The following is a 19702-nucleotide window of genomic DNA, read 5'->3' on the forward strand; positions in this document are numbered from 1 at the left end:
GGCAGGCCGCGCTGCCGGCGCTGGGCGCGCTGCGGAGCGGCCTGGCCCTGCTGGCCGAGGCGGCCGGGGAGCCCGCGGGCGCCAACCGGCTGGCCGGGCCGCCGGGCGGCGAATCCGTGGCGCTGGGGCCGCGCCTGGCGGCGCTGGCGCTGCAGCTGGAAGCTGCCCTGGCCGGCGGCGATGCAACCGCCGCCATGGCCGGGGCGGAGGAGGCGGCGGAGGTCGCCGCCGCCTTCGGGCTGGAGGGGCTGGAACACCTGCTGCTGGCGGTGGGCGACCTGGCCGACCGCGCCGCGGACCCCGATGCGGCGGCGATCCTGGCCGCCCAGGGCCCCGCCATCGTCGAACGCCTGCGCAATGCGGCGGAGGGCGGGCTGCCGGCGCTGCGTGGGGTGGCGGAGGCGCTGCCCGGCGCCGAGGCCGGCGATCCGCGCATCCCGGCCGGCTTCGCCGCGCTGCTGGGCGCGGAGGGCCGACGCCGCCTGGTCGCGGCGGTGGAGGGCGGGCGGCTGCTGGTGCGGCTGCGCATGGCCATCGGCCTGCCGCCGGAGCTGGAGGCCGCGGTCGCCGCCGCCCTGGCGGCGGAGGCGGAGGTGCTGACCAGTCGCACCGTGCTGGATGGCCAGCCGCCACATCTCGACATGCTGCTGGCCGGCCCGGCGGAATTCGAGGCGCTGTCCCGCGCCCTGACCGCCGCCGATCCGGCCCGCCGCGCGGTGCTGGACCTCGCCCCGGCCGAGATCGGCCCCGCCCCCGAAACCCCGCCCGGCCGCAGCGCGCCCGTGACCATGCGGGTGCGGCAAGAGACCATCGACCAGATCATCGCCCTGGAGACGGAAGTGCGCGCCGCCGCCCTGGCCCTGGCCGAGGCGCTGGACGACAGCGGCGCGACGGAGGCGCTGGCCGTGCTGGGCGCGCTGGAGCGCCGCCTGCCGCCCGGCGCGGCGCGGGAGCTGGGCGGCGCGCTCGGCCGGCTGCGGCAGTTGCAGGAGACGCTGGAGCGCACGGAGAACCGCCTGGCGGTTGGGATGCGCCGGCTGGACGATGCGGTGATGGAGCTGCGCGTGGTGCCGGTGGGCACGCTCTTCGGCCGGCTGCCGCGGGTGGTGCGCGCCGTGGCCCAGGCCTCGGGCAAGGAGGTGGAGCTGGTGATGGAGGGCGAGGACGTCACCATCGACCGCAGCCTGGTGGAACTGCTGGCCGACCCGCTGCTGCACCTGACCCGCAATGCGGTGGACCATGGCATCGAGCCGCCCGAGGCGCGGGAGGCCGCGGGCAAGCCGCGCCGCGGCACGCTGCGGGTTTCCGCCGCGCGGCGCACCGGCCAGGTGCGGGTGCGGGTTTCCGAGGATGGGCGGGGGATCGACCGCGACCGCGTGCTGGCGCGCGCCATCGATCGCGGCCTGGTCTCCGCCGAGCAGGCCGCGCTGATGGGGGAGGAGGAGGTGCATGCCCTGCTCTTCCGCCCCGGCTTCTCCACCGCCGAGGCGGTGACCGAGACATCCGGCCGCGGGGTCGGGCTGGATGTGGTGCAGGATGCGATCCGCCGCGCCGGCGGCACGGTGGAGATCGCCAGCGTTCCCGGGCAGGGCACCAGCTTCACCCTGCGCCTGCCGCTGACGGCCGCGGTGCAGCCGGTTCTGCTGGTGGAATCCGGCGGCCATCCCTATGCCCTGCCGGCGGCGCGGGTGGAAGCGGTGCTGGAGGGTGGCGCCTCCGCCGGTTGCGAGGTTCTGGCGCTGGCCACGCTGGTCGGCGCCGCCGGCACGCCCCCGGCCGGGGGTGGGGCCATCGTCATCGTGAAATCGGGCGGCCGCAGCTTCGGCCTGGCGGTGGACCGGGTGCAGCGCCGCACCGACCTGCTGCTGCGGCCGCTGCATCCCGCGCTGGCGGCGCTGCCCGGCATCGGCGGCGTCGGCGTGCTGGGCAATGGGGAGCCGGTGGTGGTTCTGGAACCGGATGGGTTCGCCCCCGAAGTGGCGGCGGGGTGAAGGGCCGGGGGCTTACGAGCGCTGGACGCTTGCCGCCGGCAAGGCTAGAGCCCGGTCCCTGCCGCGTGTTTTGCGATTCGTCTCCTGATCGGCTGTCTGCTTGGCCGTATGTTGTGTGGAAGGACTTGCCCGTGATTGACCGACGCCATGCGCTCGGTGCCGGCGGCCTCGCGCTGCTGCTGGCCGCCTGCCAAACCGTGGTTCCGCCGCGCATCCTGCCGGAAGACGGCACGATCGACCTGCTGACCCTGCTGCGCGGCAAGCCGGAGCATCGCCGTTTCGCGGCGGCGCTGACGATCGCGGGCGCGGAACCGCGTCTCGGCCTGCGCAGCGGCGCGGTCACGCTCTTCGCCCCGGTGAATGAGGGCTTCGATGGCCTGCCGGCGCCGGTGCTGGCGCTGCTGGACAATCCGCCCGCGAACCCGACCGAGGCGCAGCGCGCCCTGGTGCAGCCGATGGTCTTCGCCAACGCGGCCTTCGGCCTGCTGCGCTTCGAGGATATCGCGGCCCGCCGCAACGTGGTGGTGACCTGGGACCGCGCCCGGCTGCTGGTGCAGCCCACCGGCGCCCGCACCGCGACCCTGGCGCGGGAGGGCGTGACCCCGGTGGCCGGCCGCGCCCCGGTGGCCGTGACCCGCGCCAATGTGCTGGCGGCCGATGGCGTCTTCCACGTGACCAACGCGCCGGTCCTGCCGGGCTGAGAGGCGGCCGAGGCCCTCTCCACCCTGCAGGGGGAGGGGGCCTTGTCGCCTATCCCGCGTAGCGCAGGGCGAGCGCGGTGATGTCATCCGCCTGGGGGGCGCCGTTCGCGAAGGCCGTCACGGCGCGTAGCACGGTATCCACCACCTGGCGCGGGTCGGTGCCGGCGCCGGCCAGGGCCTGTTCCAGGCGTTCGCGGCCGAAGAAGCCGCCCTTGTCGTCCTCGGCCTCCGAGACGCCGTCCGAATAGCAGAACATCGTCTGCCCGGCCTCGAGCTGGAAGGGGTCGGAGGCATAGGGGATGCCCTCCATCACGCCCAGCGCCGGCTGCCGCCGCAGTTTCGGCATCAGCCAGGGCGCGGCGCCGGCGGCGACCAGGATGGGAATGTCGTGCCCCGCGACGGCGATGCGCCCGGCGCCGGTGGTGCCATCGATCACGCCGACCACGACGGTCACAAAGGTCTGGCTTTCATTGTCGGCGGCCAGGTCGTCATTGGTCATGGTGAGGATGTCGCCGGGGTCCGGTGCGCCATCCGTCGGCGCCATGCGCTTCGCCGCGGCACGCATCAGGCCGAGGGTGCGCGCCATGGTCAGCCCCGCCGGCGCGCCCTTGCCCGAAACATCGGCCACGGCGAACAGCATGTGCTTCGCATCCAGCCGCAGGCAGTCATAGAGGTCGCCGCCGACCTGCCGCGCCGGCACCATCGCCGCATGCACCGCGAGCTGCCCGGTGGCCGCGCCCGGGAAGTCGCGCGGCACCAGGGAGAGTTGCGCGGCGCGGGCCGATTCCAGCTCCGCCTCCAGCGCCGCCAGCCGGGCATCGGCCAGGTCCCGCAGCCGCTTCTTCTCCAGCACCGCGCCCAGGCGGGCCTTGAGCAGGGGCGGGTCGAAGGATTTCGGCAGATAGTCCTCGGCGCCCAGCTCGATGCAGCGGACGATCTTCTCCATCTCCGTCAGCGCGGAGATGACGATGACGGGCGGCGCCGCGCCGCGCACGACGCGCAGCTGCTCCAGCACGCCGATGCCGTCCAGATTCGGCATCTCGAGGTCGAGCAGCATGATGTCGAAGCGCGCCTTCTCCAGCGCCGCCAGCCCCTGCACGCCGTCCTCGGCCATGGTGACATTGGGGTAGCCGAGTTCCGCCAGCCGGCGCTTCAGCACCAGCCGGTTGAAGCTGCTGTCGTCGACGACGAGGATCGCGACATCCTCGCCCTGCAACTGGGTCTCGCTCACGCCTTGCTCCCTCGATCGGAAGCCATGGCTTCCACCACGCTGCGCGTCTCGGCCGCCAGTTTGGACAGGTCGATCATGGTCACGGTGATCTCCTCGGCCGCCGTCGCATTGGACTGGCCGATGCGGGACAGGGTGCTGACCCGGTCGGTGATGGAGGTGACGGTGGCCTGCTGCTCCTCCATCGCCACCGCGATGGCCCCCGCAAGCCGGGCGCTTTCCGTCACCAGGGTTTCCAGCTCGTCCATCGCCTCGCCCACCGCGGCGGCGGTGCCGCTGCCCTCCCGGGTGCGGCGGCCGGCGACGAGCACGACATCGGCGATTTCCTGCGCCAGGCTCTCGCTGCTGGCGGCCAGCGCGCGCACCTCCTCCGCCACCACGGCGAGGCCCCGGCCATGCTCGCCGGCCCGCGCCGCCTCGATGGCGGCATTGATCGCCAGGATATTGGTCTGGGTCGCGATCTTGGCGATGGTGCCGGCGATGCGGGTCACGCGCTCCGTATCCTCGGCCACCGCATCCACCAGCTCGATCAGGCTGCGCAGTTTCACGAGATTCTCGGCCAGGAGGGTTTTCGACTCATCCGCGCGGTCGCTGCTGTCCTGCGTCGTGCGGTTCACCTCGCGCACCGCGTCCTGGGTCTGGCCGAGCGCCTCCTCCACCTGCCGCAGCTCCGCAAGCTGGGTCATCGCGCCGTCCGAGACCTGGCTGATGGCATCCGAGGCCTGGGTGGTGGCGATGGCGGTGCGGCGGGCATTCTCCAGCGCCGTCTCGGTCAGGTTGCGGGCGGCGACCAGGTTCTCGCGGAAGACCAGCAGGGCGCGCGCCATGTCGCCCACCTGGTCGGTGCGATCCGCCCCCGGCACCGCGGTCTCCACCGCGCCGCGGGAGAGGCTGACCATGGCACCCGCCAGCCGCGACAGCGGCCGCGCCAGCAGCCGCACCAGCACCACCCAGACCAGGGCGCAGCCCACCAGCCCGACGATGGCGGCGGCGATGACGATGGTGCGCGCCTGCTGTTCCAGGTGCCGCGCGGCGGCCAGCGATTCGTCGGAGCTGCGCTTCACCTCGGCCCGCGCCGCCGTGGCCACCCGGTTGAAGGCGGAGGCGAAGTCCAGCCATTCCTCATGCAGCGGGCCGAACATCGCGCGTTGCCGGCCGGCGAAGGCGGCGCGCACCTGTTCGGTGAAGTCCGGCAGGCGGCGGGCCATGTCGACGCCGCCGCCCAGCACGATGGGGTCGATCTGCGGCCCGAGCAGGGCGACCATCCGGTCGAAGGACTCGCCGATGAGCTGGCCATTGCGGACCATGCGCTGGGCGCTCGGCCCCGGCTGCAGCACGCCGGCGATGACGCTGGCGAAGGCGGAGGAGAAATCCGCCACGTTCAGCGCCAGGTCATCCACCGCCGCATCGGCATCGCGGTCCCGCAGGCCCAGGCGTTCGATGATCACCACCTGCCGGCCCACCACCACCAGCGCGGCGCCGGAGAGCAGGCCCACCACCAGGACCATGAGCAGGGTGATGAGCCCGGCCCGGACGCCGATGCGGCCAAGCCAGGCGCCGAATCGGGAGGCCCCGGGCGCGGCGGTGCCGGCGCGCAGGCCGGCGACATGTGGGGCGGGCCTGGCGGCAGCGTTGTCCGGCATGGCTCAGCCCTGGTCCTGGGAAGGTGCGAAGCGGGGCATGCGAGGGTCCGGCTGGCCTGTTTACCTTGGCCCGCAGGCTACAGGCCGCGCCCCCCGGCAACAAGCGCGGCCGGTTTGACGGCGGCGACCCGCCGCTGGATGCTCGGGCAAGGGGGAACCCCCCTGGGCAGGACCCGGAACGAGGAAACGAAGCATGGCCGAGCACCCCTTCACGCTGGAAGACCTGGAAACCCTGCGGCAGTGGGATACGCCGACCATTTGCAACGCCCTGGAATTCGTGGCCCCGGCGCGGCGCGGGCATGGCTTCACGGTGCGGCCGCTGGTGGCCGCCGACCGCAAGCTGCAGCCGATCTGCGGCCTGGCGCGCACCGGCACCATCCGCGCCGCCGCCCCCTCCGGCCGGCCGAAGGAGGAGGACCGCAAGATTCGGCTCGGCTGGTACGAGTATGTGGAGCGCGCCTCCCTGCCCACCATCGTGGTGCTGCAGGACCTGGACGACACCCCCGGCGTCGGCGCCTTCTGGGGGGAGGTGCATTCCGCGGTGCACAAGGCGCTGGGCGCGCAGGGCGGCATCACCAATGGCTCGATCCGCGACCTCGACATGCTGGCGCCCGGTTTTCAGCTATTGGCCGGCGTGGTGAACCCCAGCCATGCCTTCGTGCACATGGTGGCCTATGGGCAGGAAGTGACGGTGCACGGGATGCATGTGCAGCATGAGGATGTGATCCATGCCGACCACCACGGCGCGGTGGTGATCCCGCACGACGCCGTCCGCAAGATTCCCGCCGCGATCGAGCTGGGCGCGCGGAAGGAGAAGGTGATCCTGGACCTCTGCAAGGACCCGGATTTCAGCGCGGCGAAGCTGGCGGCCGCGATCGCGCAGGCGGACGAGATCCATTGATCCCGGGCCGGGCCGGCTGGCTGCTGGCCCTTTGGCCGGTTCTGGCCTTGGCCCAGGCACCCGGTTGGGAGACGCGGGTGGTGGAGCTGGCGCCCGCCTTGCGCGCCTGCCTTGCCACCCGTCCCGGCGGCATGGTGGTGGCGGCCTGGGAGGGCGAACGCGGCCTGACCATGGCCCGCCTGCTGCTGCCAGGCGGGGCGCGGGAGGATTGCCTGGCGCATCCGAATGGCATGTTGGTGGAGCGCCGCGCCCCGGTGGCGGAAGCGGATCGCCGGCCGGATGAGGCGCTGCGCGCCTTCATGCCGGAGCGGCGCTGCGTGGATGCCTGGCGCGTGGTGGACGGGGCGGGAAGGGAGCTGGGGTGGCTGGCATATCCGGGATGCGGGTAGGATTGGGGAAAGTCCGCCCGGAATGGGTGGACCACTATGGCCATATGAACCTGGCCTATTACCTGGTGGTCTTCGACCTCGCGACGGATGAGGTCTGGCCGGAATGGGGCCTCGGCCCGGCGCTGCGGGCGCGGGGGCTGGGCACCTTCGCCGTGGAATCCTGGCAGGCCTATCGGCGGGAGGTGGTGCTGGACGCGCCGCTGGCGGCGGAAAGCGCGCTGCTGGCCTTCGATGCCAAGCGGCTGCTGCTGCGGCACCGGCTGTACCATGCCGAGGAGGGGTGGCTGTCGGCGGAGAACGAGGTGCTGTTCCTCTGCGTCGATCTCGCGACGCGGAAGGTGGCGCAGTGGCCGGCGGATGTGCTGGCGCGGTTTGGGGAGGTGAAGGTGGCGGAGGCGCCGCAGCGGCTGGCGCTGAAGCGTAACCAGGCTGTGAAAATTCGCTAAAACGCCCTCTCCCCCCTGCGGGTGGAGAGGGCTTATTCCGCGGCCTGTTAGCGATATCCCGCCGCCTGCAGCTCGAACAGCTCCGCATAGCGGCCGCCTTCCGCCAGCAATTCCTCATGCGTCCCCTGGCTCTCCACCCGGCCATCCGCCAGCACCAGGATGCGATCCGCCATGCGGACGGAGGAGAAGCGGTGCGAGATCAGCACCGCCGTGCGCCGCTCGCTGAGTTCCTTGAACCGCGCAAAGACCTCATACTCCGCGCGCGCATCCAGCGCGGCGGTGGGCTCGTCCAGCACCAGCACCTCCGCCTCCCGCATATAGGCGCGGGCGAGCGCCATCTTCTGCCACTCCCCGCCCGAGAGCTCGACGCCGTTGCGAAAGCGCTTGCCGATCATCTGGGCCAGGCCCTCCGGCAGGCGGGCGATCACCGCATCGGCCTGGCTGCGCCGGGCGGCGCGTTCGATCCGCGCGGTATCGTCACGGGCCTCGATGCGGCCGACCGCGATATTGTCGGCGGCGGCGAAGTTGTAGCGGACGAAGTCCTGGAAGATGACGCCCATGCTGCCGCGCAGCGCGTCCAGGTCGTAGTCGCGCAGATCCCGACCATCCAACAGGATGCGGCCCTCATCCGGGTCGTAGAGCCGAGTCAGCAGTTTGACGAGCGTGGTCTTGCCGGCGCCGTTTTCGCCGACCAGGGCGACGACCTCGCCGGCCCTGAGGGTGAAGGAAAGGTGGCGCACGGCCCAGCGCTCGGCGCCGGGGTAGCGGAAGCCCACATCCTCGAAGACGAAACCCTGGCGGATGGGGGAGGGCACCGGCAGCGGGTCTTCGGGCGAGAGGATCTCGGCCTTCACCTCGAAGAACCGGAACAGGTCATCAAGGTACAGCGCCTGGCTGGCGGTGGTGGAGAAGCCGGTCAGCAGCCCTTCCAGCAATTGCCGCAGCCGCCGGAACGACCCGGCCAGGAAGGTCAGGTCGCCGACGCTGAAGGCGCCGCCGAGCGTGCGCCAGACGATGAAGGCGAAGGCCAGATAGTAGCCCACGGTGCCGATCGCGGTGAAGGCGCCGCCCCATCCCGCGCGGCGCTGCGCCAGCCTGCGGTTGCCCGCGTAGAAGGCGGCGGAGAGGGCAGCGTAGCGGTCGATCAGGAAGCCGTTGAGGCCAAAGACCTTCACCTCCTTCGCCGTCTCGGCGCTGGCGGCGGTGGCGCGCAGATAGTCCAGCTCCCGCCGCTCCGGCGCCCGAAAATAGTCCAGCGCATAGCTTTGCGCATTGAAGTGGGATTCGCCGAGGAAGGCCGGCACCAGCGCCACCAGCAGCAGCAGGATCAGCCAGGGGGCATAGAGCAGCAGGCCGGCGGCGAAGCTCGCCACCGTCAGCAGGTCCTGCACCTGGTTGAGCAGATAGCCGAGGAACTGCATCCGCCCGCTGGTCTGGCGGCGGGCGCGGTCGAGCTGGTCCTGGAAGGCGGCATCCTCGAAGGTCGCAAGGTCCAGCGTCGCCGCATGGCGCATCAGGCGGATGGAGGCATCATTGGCCACGCGCTCCCCCAGCAGCGTATCCACCAGCCCCACAATGCGGCCCAGCAGGTCGCCCAGGATGGCGAGGCCGAACTCCGCGAGCACCAGCCAGCCGAGCCAGTTTAGCCGGCCGGATTCATACCAGGCCCAGGGGCTGTCCGGCCGCGGCTGCTCGCCGAGCAGCGCCACCACATCGTCGATGATCAGTTTTCCCAGGAACAGCGCCGCCACCGGCAGCAGCGCGCGCACCAGGCGCAGGGCGAGGGAGGCCGTGGTCAGCCAGGGGCTGGTGCGCCAGACCAGGGCCAGGAAGGGGCCAAGGTTGCGCAGCGCGCCCCAGCGCTCGCGGAAGGATTTTGCCGCGCGCGGCGGCGGCGGGCGGCGGCCGCTCATGCGCGGTTCACCACCCAGATGCCGGCGCCGATCAGCAGCAGCGCGCCAACCAGGGCCGGGGTGATCGGCTCCGCCAGGATGAGGGCCGCAAAAACCACGCCGAAGGCGGGCGTCAGGAACAGGAAGGGGGCGAGGCGGGAGGCCGGGTGGCGGGCCATCAGCCAGAACCAGGCGACGTAGCTGGCGAAGGCGACGCCCAGCACCTGATAGGCCAGCGACCACCAGACCACGGCGCTCGGCGCGAAGATGCCGGCCTCGCCCAGTGCGAAGCCGAGGGGGATGAGCAGGGAGGACACCAGAAGCTGATACAGCAGCGTGCGCTCCGGCGCGATGCGCGTCAGGCCGCTCGCCTTGATGGTGGCGATGGTGCCTCCCCAGGCGAGGCCGGCGAGCAGCGCCAGCGCATCGCCCGCCAGCTGCATGCCGCCGAGCCGATCCGCAAAAATCAGCGGCGGGCCGCAGAAGGCGAGCAGCAGCCCGGCCAGCTTGCGCCGCGTCAGCCGGTCATCCGGCAGCAGGAAATGCGTGCCGAGGGTGGCGAAGAAGGGCCCGGTATAGAGCAGCACGCCAACGCGCGCCGCCGTGGTGCGCTCCAGCGCCGCGAAGATGGCGTAGAATTCCAGCGCAAAGAGCGCGCCGCAGAGCAGCCCCGCCGCCAGCGTGCCGTCCCGCTTCACCAGCGTCACGCCGCGCCACCAGCACCAGGCGAGCAGCGGCGGCACGGCGAGCGCGGAGCGCAGCCCCGCCTGTACCAGCGGCGAAATCCCCTCGCCGCCCAGCTTCATCGCCACCTGCGCAAAGCCCCAGCTGGCGCAGAGCAGCAGCAGCAGCGCGATATCGGCCGGGCTGAGGCGCGCCGTCACGCCTGGTGACGCAGCACGCCGCCGACGACGGTGGCCTTCACCTGGGTCTCCGCGATGCCCTCGCCATTCAGCACGTCGCGATCCAGCACGATGAGGTCGGCCAGCTTGCCGATCTCCAGCGAGCCTTTCTCGGCCTCCTCCCGCTGCGCCCAGGCGCCGAGGGTGGTGTAGGCGCGGACGGCCTCCAGCGGCGTGACGGCCTGGCTGGCATCAAGATCCGCGCCGGTGGTGGTGCGGCGGGTGACCATGGCGGCCAGCGCGGTCCAGGGGGAGACGCGGCAGACGGCGAAGTCCGAATGGCCGGGGGCGGGGATGCCGGCATCGATCAGCGCGCGATGCGGCCACATGTGGCGCATCGCCTCCTGCCCGCGATTGGCGACATAGGCTTCGCCGAGTTCGTCCATGAAGCCGGTGGCGGAGCTGTCCACGAAGCCGCCGCGCTTCAGTCGTGCCAGGATGGGCGGCGTAACGTAGCAGCAGTGCTCGACGCGCATGCGGTGATCGGCCAAGGGATGCGCGGCCAGCGCGGCTTCCATGACATCGAGGGCAAAATCGATGCCGCGGTCGCCGACGCCTTCGATCATCACCTGCAATCCCGCCGCATGCGCGGCCGTGGCGCGCTGCGTCAGATCCTCCTTCTCATAGAGCAGCATGCCGGTATTGGGCACCGGCTCGCCGGGCACGGGCGTGCCGAGATAGGGGTCCCAATAAGCGGCGGTGCGGCCGCTGGTGGAGCAATCCGGGCACCATTCCACGCCGATCAGCCGAAGCCAGTCATCGCCGAAACCCGACTGGATGCCGGCGCCGATCAAGGCGGGGATCAGCGGCTCGTCGCGGCCTGAGGCGATGATGCCCATCCGCATCCGCCATTTTCCGTCGCGCCGCATCTTCTGATAGGCGCGGATCGCCTTGGCCGGCGTCAGCGAATTGGCGACCGAGGTAATCCCCGCGGCCAGGCACTGGTCCTGCACCTGCTCCATGCCCTCGGCGATATCGGCCTCGCTATCCTGGCCATGCACCGCATTGAGAAAGACATGCGCCGCCGTCTCCCGCACCAGCCCCGTGAAGCTGCCATCGGCCAGGCGGTCGAAGCGGCCGAAGGCGGGGTCGGGCGTTTCGCGGGTGACGCCGCAGGCGGCGAAGGCGGCGGAATTGGCGAGGCCGAGATGGCCATCGGTGCGCAGGATGAAGATGGGGCGGCCGAGGCTCGCCGCATCCAGCTCCGCCAGCGTCGGGTAGCCGCCGGAGGCGCGCTCGTTCAGGCGGTAGAAGGCGCACCACTGGCCAGGCGCTGCCTGCGCGCAGCGCGCGCGGATGCGGGCGAGCAGCGCGTCCCGCGTCGCCACATGCTCCGGCGAGACCAGCGTCCAGGCACGCAGCCGCAGCGCATAGGCATCCGGATGGGCGTGGCTGTCGACGATACCGGGCAGCACGCGGCGGCCCTCGGCGTTCAGGATCTTCGTGCCTGGCCCGGCGAGGTCGCGCAGGCTGTCATCGCCCAGCGCAACGATGCGGCCGTTGAGGGCCGCCAGCGCCGTGCATTCGGTGCCGGCCGCATCCATCGTGGCGATGTGGCCGTTGAGGAGCAGAAAATCCGGGCTCATGCCGCCATCCGGTCGATCTGGTCGCGCAGCCGGTACCAGCCGCCCACAAACGGCAGGAACCAGGGCGTGCCGGTATAGGTCAGCCGCGACGGGAAATTCAGCCCGTCGAGCGCGAAGCGCTCATTCGCCGCGCCGGCCAGCTTCAGCGCCACGTTGTGGCCGAGCCAGGTGGCCATGGCGACGCCGCTGCCCTGGCAGCCGGCCGCGAAATGCACGCCATCCTGCACGCCGATATGCGGCAGGTAGTCGAAGGTGAAGGCGACATAGCCCGTCCAGGCATGGGTGATCCTTGTCTGGGCCAGTTCCGGGAAGGTCGCCGTCATGTAGCTGTGCAGCGTCGGCGCGGATTGCTCCGCGGTCGCCGCCCGGAAACTCGCGCGGCCGCCCCAGAGCACGCGCTTGCCGTCCGGCGAGGGCCGGAAATAGTTCAGCACGCGCTTGCTGTCCGAGATCATGCGGCGGCCAGGGAACAGCCGGTCCATGGTCTCCGGCGGCAGTTCCTCGGTCGCGATGATGTAGGAGTTCAGCGGCACCAGCCGGCGCGCGAGCCAGGGCAAGGCGGTGCCGCGGGCGTCCTTGGTATAGCCGTTGGTGGCCACCAGCACCGCATCGGCGCGCAGCTCGCCCTTGTCGGTCGCCAGGCGAAAGCCGCTGCCCTCCTGCTTCACGCCGGCGACGCGCACGCCGTCCACCAGCCTTGCGCCCGCACCTTCCGCCGCCGCCGCCAGGCCACGCGCATATTTGCCGGGATGCAGGCTGCCGGTGGCCGCGGCCGCCATGCCGCCATGGTAGTGGTCGCTCCCCAAAAATTCGCGCTGGCGTTCCTTCGGCACCATCTCGGTCGGCAGGCCGGTGACCTTCTCGATCCATTCCGCGCGCTCCGCCATGGCGCGGTAGTGGCCCTTGGACCAGGCGCCCATGTAGCGGCCGCAGCGGACGTAGTCGCAGTCGATCCCCTCCCGCGCGATGGTCTCCTCGATGAAGGGGAAGGAGGCGGCCGCGGTCTCCGTGATGCGCTGCGCCTGCTCCGGGCCGTACTGCGCCTCAAGCCCCGTCGAGGCCACCTTCAGCCCGCCCGAGACCATGCCGCCATTGCGAGAGGAGGCGCCCCAGCCGATCCGCTCCGCATCCAGCACCGTCACCTGATGCCCGAGCCGGCGCAGCGTCAGAGCGGCCGAAAGCCCGGCATAGCCGCCGCCGACGATGGCGACGGCGGTATGGTCGGGCAGGGCATTGTCGCGGTCGGGCGGCTCGGCGGCCTCCCACCACCAGGGGCGGGCCTGAAAGCCGGGGGCAAAGAGCGGATGAAGATCAGTCATTGCCGTGGCGCCCGTCCCGCTGTTCACTTGGTCCCAACAAGGTTCCCGCCGGAGACGCCGCGGATCAAGGGGACCAGCAGGGGCTTTCGTAAATCGGAGACATCGTATGCAAAGCTTTCAGCAGGATTGCGTCGAATTGGCGCTGCAGAAGTTCCGGCGCGGCGAGGTCAGCCGGCGCGGCTTGATGGCGGGGCTGGCGGCGCTCGGCGTCGCCGGTGCCATGCCGGATGCGGCCCAGGCGCAGGCGGCGCAGCAGCTGGTGATGGTGAACTGGGGCGGCATTGCCAACCAGGGTTTTGGGAATTTCTACGGCAAGCCCTTCACCGATGCCAATCCGGGCGTGACGGTGGTGCAGGACAGCACCGGGCCTTCGGCCGGGCGCATCCGCTCCATGGTGGAATCGCGCCGCGTCACCTGGGACCTCTGCGACAGCTCCGCCACTTCCTCCTACCTGCTGGGCGGCATGAACCTGCTGAACCCCATCGACTACAGCGTGGTGAACCGCGCCCATGTCATCGGCCCGACCTTCGCGCTGGAACACGGCGCCGCGCCCTATTCCTTCAGCAATGTGCTGGTCTATGACAGCAGCAAGTTCGCCGAGGCGCCGACCGGCTGGGCGGATTTCTGGGACCTGCGCAAATTCCCCGGCACGCGCCTGCTGCGGCGGGATGCCGCCGGCGCGCTGGACGTGGCGCAGCTTTCCCTCGGCAAGAGTCCGGAGAATCTCTACCCGCTCGATATCCGCGCCTGCCTCGCGCGGGTGCGCGAGATCCGCCGCAGCCTGGTCTTCTGGAACAGCGGGTCGGAATCGGAACAGTTCATCCGTACCGGCGAGGCGGTGATGGGCATGCTCTGGCACACCCGCGCCAAGGTGCTGGAGCAGGAGAGCAACGGCCGCTTCAAGTTCATCTGGAACCAGGGCATCCTGCAGCCGGGCATCTTCGTCAGCCCGCGCGGCAATCCCGGCGGCGCGCTGGTGCAGAAACTGCTGGCCTCCATGCTGGCCAATGCGGCGCCGCAGGTGGAGCTGCTGAAGTTCCTCGGCAATGGCCCGACCAATCCGGATGCGGCGGCGCTCGTGCCCGAGGAGTTCAAGAAGTACAACCCGACCGAGCCCGCCAATGCGCGGGTGCAGGTGGCGCAGGATGGCCGCTGGTGGGGGCAGAATTATGCCCAGGCCAATGCGGACTATATCGACATGGTCACCGGCTGAGGGCAGTTTTGCTGCGGCGCGGCATGACCGCGCCGCAAGCAGGCCGACAAGGGATTCCATGCCGACGATCCTGGTGAAATCCGGTGGCGAAGCCGCCATGCCGGAATGGCAGCGGTATTTCGCCGAATATGCGCCGGGGCTCGCGGTGCGCTGGTGGGATGACTCCAGCGTGGCGCCGGAGGATGTGGACTATGTGCTGGCCTGGGACCCGGAGCCGGGCCGGCTGGCGGCGCTGCCGAACCTTCGGGTGATCTTCGGCGCCGGCGCGGGCGTGGACTTCATCACCGCCGATCCGACGCTGCCGAAGCACGTGCCGCTGATGCGTATGGGGCCAGCGGGCGCCACGCAGCGCATGGGCGAATTCGTCTGCTGGGCGGTGCTGTCGCTGCTGAAGGATGCGCGGCAGGTCGCGCTGAACCAGGCGCAGGCAAAATGGAAGTTTCTCGACCCGGACTACACCGCGCCGCAGGCGCCGGTCGGCATCATGGGCCTCGGCAATATGGGCAGCCGCGCGGCGGCGATGCTGCAGGGGCTGGGCTTTCCCGTGCGCGGCTGGTCCCGCTCGCGCAAGGCGCTGCCGGGCGTGCAGTGCTTTGCGGGGCCGGAGGAATTCGACGCCTTCCTGTCGGAGACACGCCTCCTCGTCTGCCTGCTGCCCGCGACCTCCGAGACCCGCGGGATCCTTTCCGCGCCGCTCCTCGCAAAACTGCCGAAGGGGGCGGGGCTGGTGAATGTCGGGCGCGGCAGCCATCAGAATCTGGACGACATCATCGCCGCGCTCGAGTCCGGCCAGCTCAGCGGGGCGGTGCTCGATGTCTTCGAGACGGAACCGCTGCCGCCCGATAGCCCGATCTGGGCGCATCCCAGGGCGATCGTCACGCCGCATATGGCCAGCCTGCCGAGCCGGCGGGAACGCGCGCATTACGTGGCGCAGGCGATCGCGGATCTCGCGGCGGGCCGTCCCCTTGCAAACCTCTACGACCACGCGCGAGGCTATTGAATGGCTCTCCCCCCGCCGCCTGTCCGGCCCGACCCGGACCATGTGCCGACCGAGCAGGAGCTGCGCGAGGACCTCGCCGCCGCCTACCGCCTGATCGCACTGCACGGCATGACGGATCTGGTCTTCACCCATCTGTCGGTGCGCGTGCCCGGGGAGGGGCACCGCTTCCTCGTGAACCCCTACGGCCTGCTCTTTGAGGAGATCACCGCCTCCTCCCTCGTGCTGGTGGATGCGGATGGGGAGCCGCGGCAGCCGACCACCTGGCCGGTGAATCCGGCCGGCTTCGTCATCCACTCCGCCGTGCATCGCGGCCGCGACAATGCGAATTGCGTGATGCACACGCATACCCTGGCGGGCATGGCGGTGGCGGCGCAGCAGGGCGGGCTGCTGCCGCTGAACCAGATGATGATGGAGTTCATCGGCCGCGTCGCGATCCACGACTACGAGGGCGTCGCCGATGACGACAATCTCTCGGAGCGCGAGCGCCTGGTGCAGGACCTCGGCGACAAGCCCGCGATGATTTTGCGGAATCACGGCCTGCTCACCGTGGGGCATACGGTGGCGGAGGCCTTCTACTGGATGTGGTATCTGGAACAGTCCTGCCGCGTCCAGATCGCGGCGCAATCCTCCGGTGCGCCGCTGGCTGTGGCCTCCGACGCCACCGTGGAGCGCACAAGAAAACAGTTCAGCACGGGGCCGACCAAGGGTTGGCTGCCCTGGCAGGCGCTGCGCAGAAAACTGGATCGCGAGCAGCCGGATTATCGCGCCTGATGTCGGCCGCGGGACATGCGCTCGCCCTGCGCGGCTTGAGCAAGCGCTACGGCAGCTTCACGGCGGTGGCGGATGTGTCGCTGGCGGTGGGGCAGGGGGAATTCCTGACCCTGCTCGGCCCCTCCGGCAGCGGCAAGACCACCATCCTGATGTGCATCGCGGGCTTCGTGGAACCCAGCGAGGGCGCCATCCTGCTCGATGGCCGGGACATCACCGCCCTGCCGCCGGAACGCCGCGACTTCGGCATGGTCTTCCAGGGCTATGCGCTGTTCCCGCATATGACGGTGGCGGAGAACGTCGCCTTCCCGCTGCGCGTCCGCAAGCTGGGGGCTGCGGAGCGCGAGGCCAAGGTGCGCGCGGCCCTGGACCTGGTGCAGCTTTCCGCCTTCGGCGAACGCCTGCCGCGGCAGCTCTCAGGCGGCCAGCAGCAGCGCGTCGCCCTGGCCCGCGCGCTGGTTTTTGAGCCCGCGCTGCTGTTGCTGGACGAGCCGCTCTCGGCGCTGGACAAGAAGCTGCGCGCGGAATTGCAGGACGAGCTGAAGGCGCTCCACCGCCGCATCGGCCGCACCTTCGTCAATGTCACGCATGACCAGGAGGAGGCGCTGTCGCTCTCGGACCGCGTGGCCATCCTGAACCACGGCCGGCTGGTGCAGCAGGGCGCGCCGGCGGAACTGTACGAGGCGCCGCGCACGCGCTTCGTCGCCGACTTCCTCGGCAAGTCCAATTTCCTCGCCGGCACGGTGCAGGAGGTTTTTGCCGGCGGCTTCGCCATCGGCGCGGGGACGACGCGGGTGGTGACGGCAGCCACGGAAGCGCCAGCCCTCGGCAGCCCGGCGCTGCTCAGCCTGCGCCCCGAGAAGATGGCGCTGCTGGCGGAGGGCGAGGCGGCCCAGAACAGCGTCGCCGGCACCATCGAAAGCTGGTCCTATCTCGGCGCCGGCTATGCGCTTAACGTCGCGACGCCCGATTTCGGCACGCTGCGCATCACCCTGCCGAGCTGGAACGCGCCCATCGCGCCACGCGAGGGCCTGCCCGTCCGCCTCGGATGGAGCGCAAAGGCGAGCGTCCCGGTGCTGGAAGACGCCGCATGATCCGCCGGCAGGATCTCGGATGGTGGTTGCTGATCCTGCCGGCCTTCCTGCTGATGACGGCCTTCTATGTCGCGCCCATCGCGCAGGTGCTGGCCATCTCCTTCACCGAGCCCTCGCCGGGCCTCGGCAATTACGAGCGGCTCTTCACCAGCGAGAGCGTGCAGCGGGTCATCCTCACCACGCTGCGCATCTGCGTCCTCACCACCGCGCTGTCCCTGCTGCTGGGCTATGTGCTGTCCTACCGCATCGCCTTGGCCAATCCCTCCGCCCAGCGCTGGTGGATTCTCGCCGTGCTGGTGCCGCTCTGGATTTCCGTTCTGGTCCGCGCCTTCGCCTGGGTGACGCTGCTGCGCCGCCAGGGGCTGGTGAATGAGACGCTGATCGGCGCCGGCCTCATCACCGAACCGCTGCAGCTGGTCTGGAACGAATTCGGCATCGTCGTCGGCATGGTGCACTACATGGTGCCCTACGCCGTGCTGCCGATGCTGGCCAGCATGCGGGAGATCGACCCGCGCCTGCTGGCCGCCGCGCGCGGGCTGGGCGCCAGCCGCATCACCATCTTCGGCAAGATATTCCTGCCGTTGTCGCTGCCGGGGCTGCTGGCGGCCGGCGTACTGGTCTTCATCTTCTCGCTCGGCTTCTACATCACGCCGGCGCTGCTGGGCGGGGGCAAGACGCTGATGGTGGCGGAGTGGATCGGGCTGCAGATCCTGGACCTGCTGCGCTGGGGGCTCGGCACCATGATGGCCACCGTGCTGGTGGTGGCCATCCTCGCGACACTGGCGATCTTCTCCCGCCTCGTGGATATGAAGCGCGTGTTCGGGGGTGGCGGCGCATGATGGCGCACAGGCCCGGCATTTTCGCGCGTGGCGCCGCCTGGGCGGTGGCGCTTTACCTGCTGCTGCCGATCAGCATCATCCTCCCGGTCTCGATGACCGACCAGCGCTTCCTCTCCCTGCCGAAGGAGGCGCTGTCGCTGCGGCATTACGCGACGGTGCTGGGCTCGCCGGAATGGCTGGCCTCGATCTGGCAATCCTTCCTGATCGCCGTGGTGGCAACGGGCATCGCGGTCGCGGCCGGCACGCTCTGCGCCATCGGCTGCTGGCGGGTCGCCAGCCGGTCCACCAACCTGGTGCGGGCGCTGATGCTGCTGCCCATCATCATCCCCTCCATCGTCTATGCCGTGGGGCTCTACCGCTATTTCGCGGGGCTGGACCTGCTGGACCGCTTCATGGGGGTGGCCATCGCGCATGGGGTCACGGGCATCCCCTATGTCGTCATCACGGTTTCCACCGCGCTGGCGGCCTTCGACCCGCGGCTGGAACAGGCGGCGCGGGGCATGGGGGCCAGCCTGTCCCAGACCCTGCGCTGGGTGATCCTGCCGCGCATCGCGCCCGGTATCCTCTCGGGCGCCATCTTCGCCTTCATCCACAGTTGGGACGAGCTGGTGATCGTGCTGTTCATCGCCTCCCGCGATGTCTTCACCCTGCCGCGCCGGATCTGGGACGGCATCAACGAGAACCTGGACCCCGCCATGGCGGCGGTGGCCGTGCTGCTGGTGGTCTTCACCACCGGCCTGCTGCTGCTGGACCTGGCCCTGCGCCGGCGCCGGGCGGAATAGCCGCGGCCAAGCTCGCCAGGAGATGATCGGGCCGCGCGCCGCAATCTGTTGCGGGGGCGTCAGGACTTCGGCAGATTGCCGCGCCATGCATGGACGCGACACATCCCTCTCCTGGGTGAAGCAGGGGCGGCGGCCGGAGGCGCTTTTCCGCACCCGCTATCACAACGCCACCCTGACCCTCGGCCGACTGCGGCAGGAGGAGGAGGGGGAGGTCGTCCTGCAGTCTTTCCGCCACGATGCGCATCTCGCCATCATGCATGTCGGCCCCGCGCCGCGGAACCACATCAGCACCGGCCCCGGGCGGATGGCGGAGGTCTTCCACGCGGCGGACGCCTTCAACCTCACGGATCTCAATGCCGCCCCCAGCTGCCGCATCATCGGCCGCTTCGACAGCCTGCACCTGCATATCCCCCGTGCCGCGCTGGATGACCTGGCGGATGAGGCCGAGGTCCCGCTGATCCGGGCCCTGCGGACGCCCGACGGCTGGAACACGCAGGACCCGATCGTGGACGGGCTGCGCCCGCTGATGCTGGCGGCGCTGGAGCGGCCGGAGGAAGCCAGCCAGCTGCTGATCGACCACCTGGTGCTGGGTCTCTGCGCCCACCTCGTGCAGCGCTACGGCGGGATGCCGGAACCCGGCCGCCTGCGCGGCGGTGGCCTGGCGCCCTGGCAGCTTCGCCTGGCGCGCGAATTGATCGCCGAGAATATCGCGGAGGCGCCTTCGCTGGCGGAGATCGCGCGGCAGTGCCGGCTCTCCGTCGCGCATTTCTCCCGCGCCTTCAAGGCCTCCACCGGCACCACGCCGCATGGCTATCTGCAGGCCTGCCGGGTGGCACGGGCCCGGCAGATGCTCGCCCGTCCGGAGCTCACCCTGGCGGAGATCGCGCTGGCCTGCGGCTTTGCGGATCAGAGCCATTTCACGCGGGTCTTCGCCCGGCAGGAGGGGGAGACGCCCGGCCTGTGGCGGCGGCAGCAGCGGCGGGCGGCGTAGCGCGCAGCCGGGCGCAG

At 70.8% G+C, this 19702-nt stretch carries 18 protein-coding genes; 12 read left to right on the top strand and 6 right to left on the bottom strand.

What is annotated here, in order from left to right; genetic code table 11:
• Both ACTIF1_RS01795 and ACTIF1_RS01800 read left to right on the top strand, forming a co-directional pair.
• Nucleotides 1-1991, top strand: a 1991-nt coding sequence (locus ACTIF1_RS01795; RefSeq protein ID WP_439594660.1) for a chemotaxis protein CheA, incomplete at its 5' end; no start/stop codon positions are given.
• Between the two features lie 131 nt (nucleotides 1992-2122).
• Nucleotides 2123-2692 (top strand): fasciclin domain-containing protein, encoded by a 570-nt coding sequence (locus ACTIF1_RS01800; RefSeq protein ID WP_439594661.1) that lies wholly within the window; start codon nucleotides 2123-2125, stop codon nucleotides 2690-2692.
• Nucleotides 2693-2741: 49 nt separating this feature from the next.
• Here the strand turns inward: ACTIF1_RS01800 and ACTIF1_RS01805 are convergent, their stop codons facing one another.
• Entirely contained in the window at nucleotides 2742-3923 is a 1182-nt protein-coding gene (locus ACTIF1_RS01805; RefSeq protein WP_439594662.1) for a PP2C family protein-serine/threonine phosphatase, read from the bottom strand.
• Nucleotides 3920-5563 (bottom strand): methyl-accepting chemotaxis protein, encoded by a 1644-nt coding sequence (locus ACTIF1_RS01810; RefSeq protein ID WP_439594663.1) that lies wholly within the window; start codon nucleotides 5561-5563, stop codon nucleotides 3920-3922. The genes ACTIF1_RS01805 and ACTIF1_RS01810 overlap by 4 nt, the downstream gene beginning before the upstream one ends.
• A 193-nt stretch (nucleotides 5564-5756) precedes the next feature.
• Here ACTIF1_RS01810 and ACTIF1_RS01815 point away from each other — a divergent pair, with 193 nt between their 5' ends.
• From ACTIF1_RS01815 to ACTIF1_RS01825, 3 genes are read left to right on the top strand one after another with little or no spacing between them, the layout of a single operon-like run.
• The gene (locus ACTIF1_RS01815; RefSeq protein ID WP_439594664.1) at nucleotides 5757-6464 is read left to right on the top strand and encodes an RraA family protein; all 708 of its coding nucleotides are present in this window, start codon (nucleotides 5757-5759) and stop codon (nucleotides 6462-6464) included.
• The gene (locus ACTIF1_RS01820) at nucleotides 6461-6853 is read left to right on the top strand and encodes a hypothetical protein (RefSeq protein ID WP_439594665.1); all 393 of its coding nucleotides are present in this window, start codon (nucleotides 6461-6463) and stop codon (nucleotides 6851-6853) included. The genes ACTIF1_RS01815 and ACTIF1_RS01820 overlap by 4 nt, the downstream gene beginning before the upstream one ends.
• Nucleotides 6854-6855: 2 nt before the next feature.
• Nucleotides 6856-7299, top strand: a complete 444-nt coding sequence (locus tag ACTIF1_RS01825; protein WP_439594666.1) for an acyl-CoA thioesterase — start codon at nucleotides 6856-6858, stop codon at nucleotides 7297-7299.
• Nucleotides 7300-7346: 47 nt separating this feature from the next.
• On the opposite strand, the gene ACTIF1_RS01830 is transcribed toward ACTIF1_RS01825, so the two are convergent.
• Genes ACTIF1_RS01830 through ACTIF1_RS01845 form a run of 4 tightly spaced genes read right to left on the bottom strand, consistent with a single transcriptional unit; the run spans nucleotide 7347 to nucleotide 12998 of the window.
• Nucleotides 7347-9212, bottom strand: a complete 1866-nt coding sequence (locus tag ACTIF1_RS01830) for an ABC transporter ATP-binding protein (RefSeq protein WP_439594667.1) — start codon at nucleotides 9210-9212, stop codon at nucleotides 7347-7349.
• Complete coding sequence (locus tag ACTIF1_RS01835) at nucleotides 9209-10075, bottom strand: DMT family transporter (protein ID WP_439594668.1); 867 nt, start codon at nucleotides 10073-10075, stop codon at nucleotides 9209-9211. The genes ACTIF1_RS01830 and ACTIF1_RS01835 overlap by 4 nt, the downstream gene beginning before the upstream one ends.
• Entirely contained in the window at nucleotides 10072-11679 is a 1608-nt protein-coding gene (locus ACTIF1_RS01840; protein ID WP_439594669.1) for an amidohydrolase, read from the bottom strand. The genes ACTIF1_RS01835 and ACTIF1_RS01840 overlap by 4 nt, the downstream gene beginning before the upstream one ends.
• Entirely contained in the window at nucleotides 11676-12998 is a 1323-nt protein-coding gene (locus tag ACTIF1_RS01845) for an NAD(P)/FAD-dependent oxidoreductase (RefSeq protein ID WP_439594670.1), read from the bottom strand. Before ACTIF1_RS01845 ends, ACTIF1_RS01840 begins: the two co-directional genes overlap by 4 nt.
• 106 nt (nucleotides 12999-13104) lie before the next feature.
• On the opposite strand from ACTIF1_RS01845, the gene ACTIF1_RS01850 reads away from it, so the two are divergent.
• The 7 genes from ACTIF1_RS01850 to ACTIF1_RS01880 all read left to right on the top strand — a co-directional run bounded on the left by ACTIF1_RS01850 (nucleotide 13105) and on the right by ACTIF1_RS01880 (nucleotide 19685).
• Nucleotides 13105-14211, top strand: coding sequence for an extracellular solute-binding protein (locus ACTIF1_RS01850; RefSeq protein ID WP_439594671.1), 1107 nt, complete (start codon nucleotides 13105-13107; stop codon nucleotides 14209-14211).
• Nucleotides 14212-14269: 58 nt separating this feature from the next.
• Entirely contained in the window at nucleotides 14270-15211 is a 942-nt protein-coding gene (locus ACTIF1_RS01855; protein ID WP_439594672.1) for a 2-hydroxyacid dehydrogenase, read from the top strand.
• Entirely contained in the window at nucleotides 15212-15982 is a 771-nt protein-coding gene (locus ACTIF1_RS01860; protein WP_439594673.1) for a class II aldolase/adducin family protein, read from the top strand.
• Nucleotides 15982-17073 carry an ABC transporter ATP-binding protein gene (locus ACTIF1_RS01865; protein WP_439594674.1) on the top strand — a complete coding sequence of 364 codons (1092 nt, stop codon included), beginning with the start codon at nucleotides 15982-15984 and terminating at the stop codon, nucleotides 17071-17073. The genes ACTIF1_RS01860 and ACTIF1_RS01865 overlap by 1 nt, the downstream gene beginning before the upstream one ends.
• A complete protein-coding gene (locus ACTIF1_RS01870; protein WP_439594675.1) occupies nucleotides 17070-17912 on the top strand; it encodes an ABC transporter permease in 843 nt (280 codons plus the stop codon). The genes ACTIF1_RS01865 and ACTIF1_RS01870 overlap by 4 nt, the downstream gene beginning before the upstream one ends.
• Nucleotides 17909-18694: an ABC transporter permease gene (locus ACTIF1_RS01875; protein ID WP_439594676.1), complete on the top strand. Its 786-nt coding sequence runs from the start codon at nucleotides 17909-17911 to the stop codon at nucleotides 18692-18694. Before ACTIF1_RS01870 ends, ACTIF1_RS01875 begins: the two co-directional genes overlap by 4 nt.
• Before the next feature lie 85 nt (nucleotides 18695-18779).
• On the top strand, nucleotides 18780-19685 hold the full coding sequence (locus ACTIF1_RS01880; RefSeq protein WP_439594677.1) for a helix-turn-helix domain-containing protein: 906 nt from the start codon (nucleotides 18780-18782) through the stop codon (nucleotides 19683-19685).
• Nucleotides 19686-19702 lie beyond the last annotated feature (17 nt).

Source organism: Falsiroseomonas sp., from assembly GCF_051860665.1.
Classification (GTDB): domain Bacteria; phylum Pseudomonadota; class Alphaproteobacteria; order Acetobacterales; family Acetobacteraceae; genus Falsiroseomonas.

Excerpts from the sequence above, each read along its gene's own strand:
- ACTIF1_RS01870 (WP_439594675.1), top strand. The coding sequence starts at position 17,070 with ATGATCCGCCGGCAGGATCTCGGATGGTGGTTGCTGATCCTGCCGGCC.
- ACTIF1_RS01810 (WP_439594663.1), bottom strand. The coding sequence starts at position 5,563 with ATGCCGGACAACGCTGCCGCCAGGCCCGCCCCACATGTCGCCGGCCTG.
- ACTIF1_RS01855 (WP_439594672.1), top strand. The coding sequence starts at position 14,270 with ATGCCGACGATCCTGGTGAAATCCGGTGGCGAAGCCGCCATGCCGGAA.
- ACTIF1_RS01830 (WP_439594667.1), bottom strand. The coding sequence starts at position 9,212 with ATGAGCGGCCGCCGCCCGCCGCCGCCGCGCGCGGCAAAATCCTTCCGC.
- ACTIF1_RS01845 (WP_439594670.1), bottom strand. The coding sequence starts at position 12,998 with ATGACTGATCTTCATCCGCTCTTTGCCCCCGGCTTTCAGGCCCGCCCC.
- ACTIF1_RS01860 (WP_439594673.1), top strand. The coding sequence starts at position 15,212 with ATGGCTCTCCCCCCGCCGCCTGTCCGGCCCGACCCGGACCATGTGCCG.
- ACTIF1_RS01850 (WP_439594671.1), top strand. The coding sequence starts at position 13,105 with ATGCAAAGCTTTCAGCAGGATTGCGTCGAATTGGCGCTGCAGAAGTTC.
- ACTIF1_RS01815 (WP_439594664.1), top strand. The coding sequence starts at position 5,757 with ATGGCCGAGCACCCCTTCACGCTGGAAGACCTGGAAACCCTGCGGCAG.
- ACTIF1_RS01840 (WP_439594669.1), bottom strand. The coding sequence starts at position 11,679 with ATGAGCCCGGATTTTCTGCTCCTCAACGGCCACATCGCCACGATGGAT.
- ACTIF1_RS01880 (WP_439594677.1), top strand. The coding sequence starts at position 18,780 with ATGCATGGACGCGACACATCCCTCTCCTGGGTGAAGCAGGGGCGGCGG.
- ACTIF1_RS01875 (WP_439594676.1), top strand. The coding sequence starts at position 17,909 with ATGATGGCGCACAGGCCCGGCATTTTCGCGCGTGGCGCCGCCTGGGCG.
- ACTIF1_RS01865 (WP_439594674.1), top strand. The coding sequence starts at position 15,982 with ATGTCGGCCGCGGGACATGCGCTCGCCCTGCGCGGCTTGAGCAAGCGC.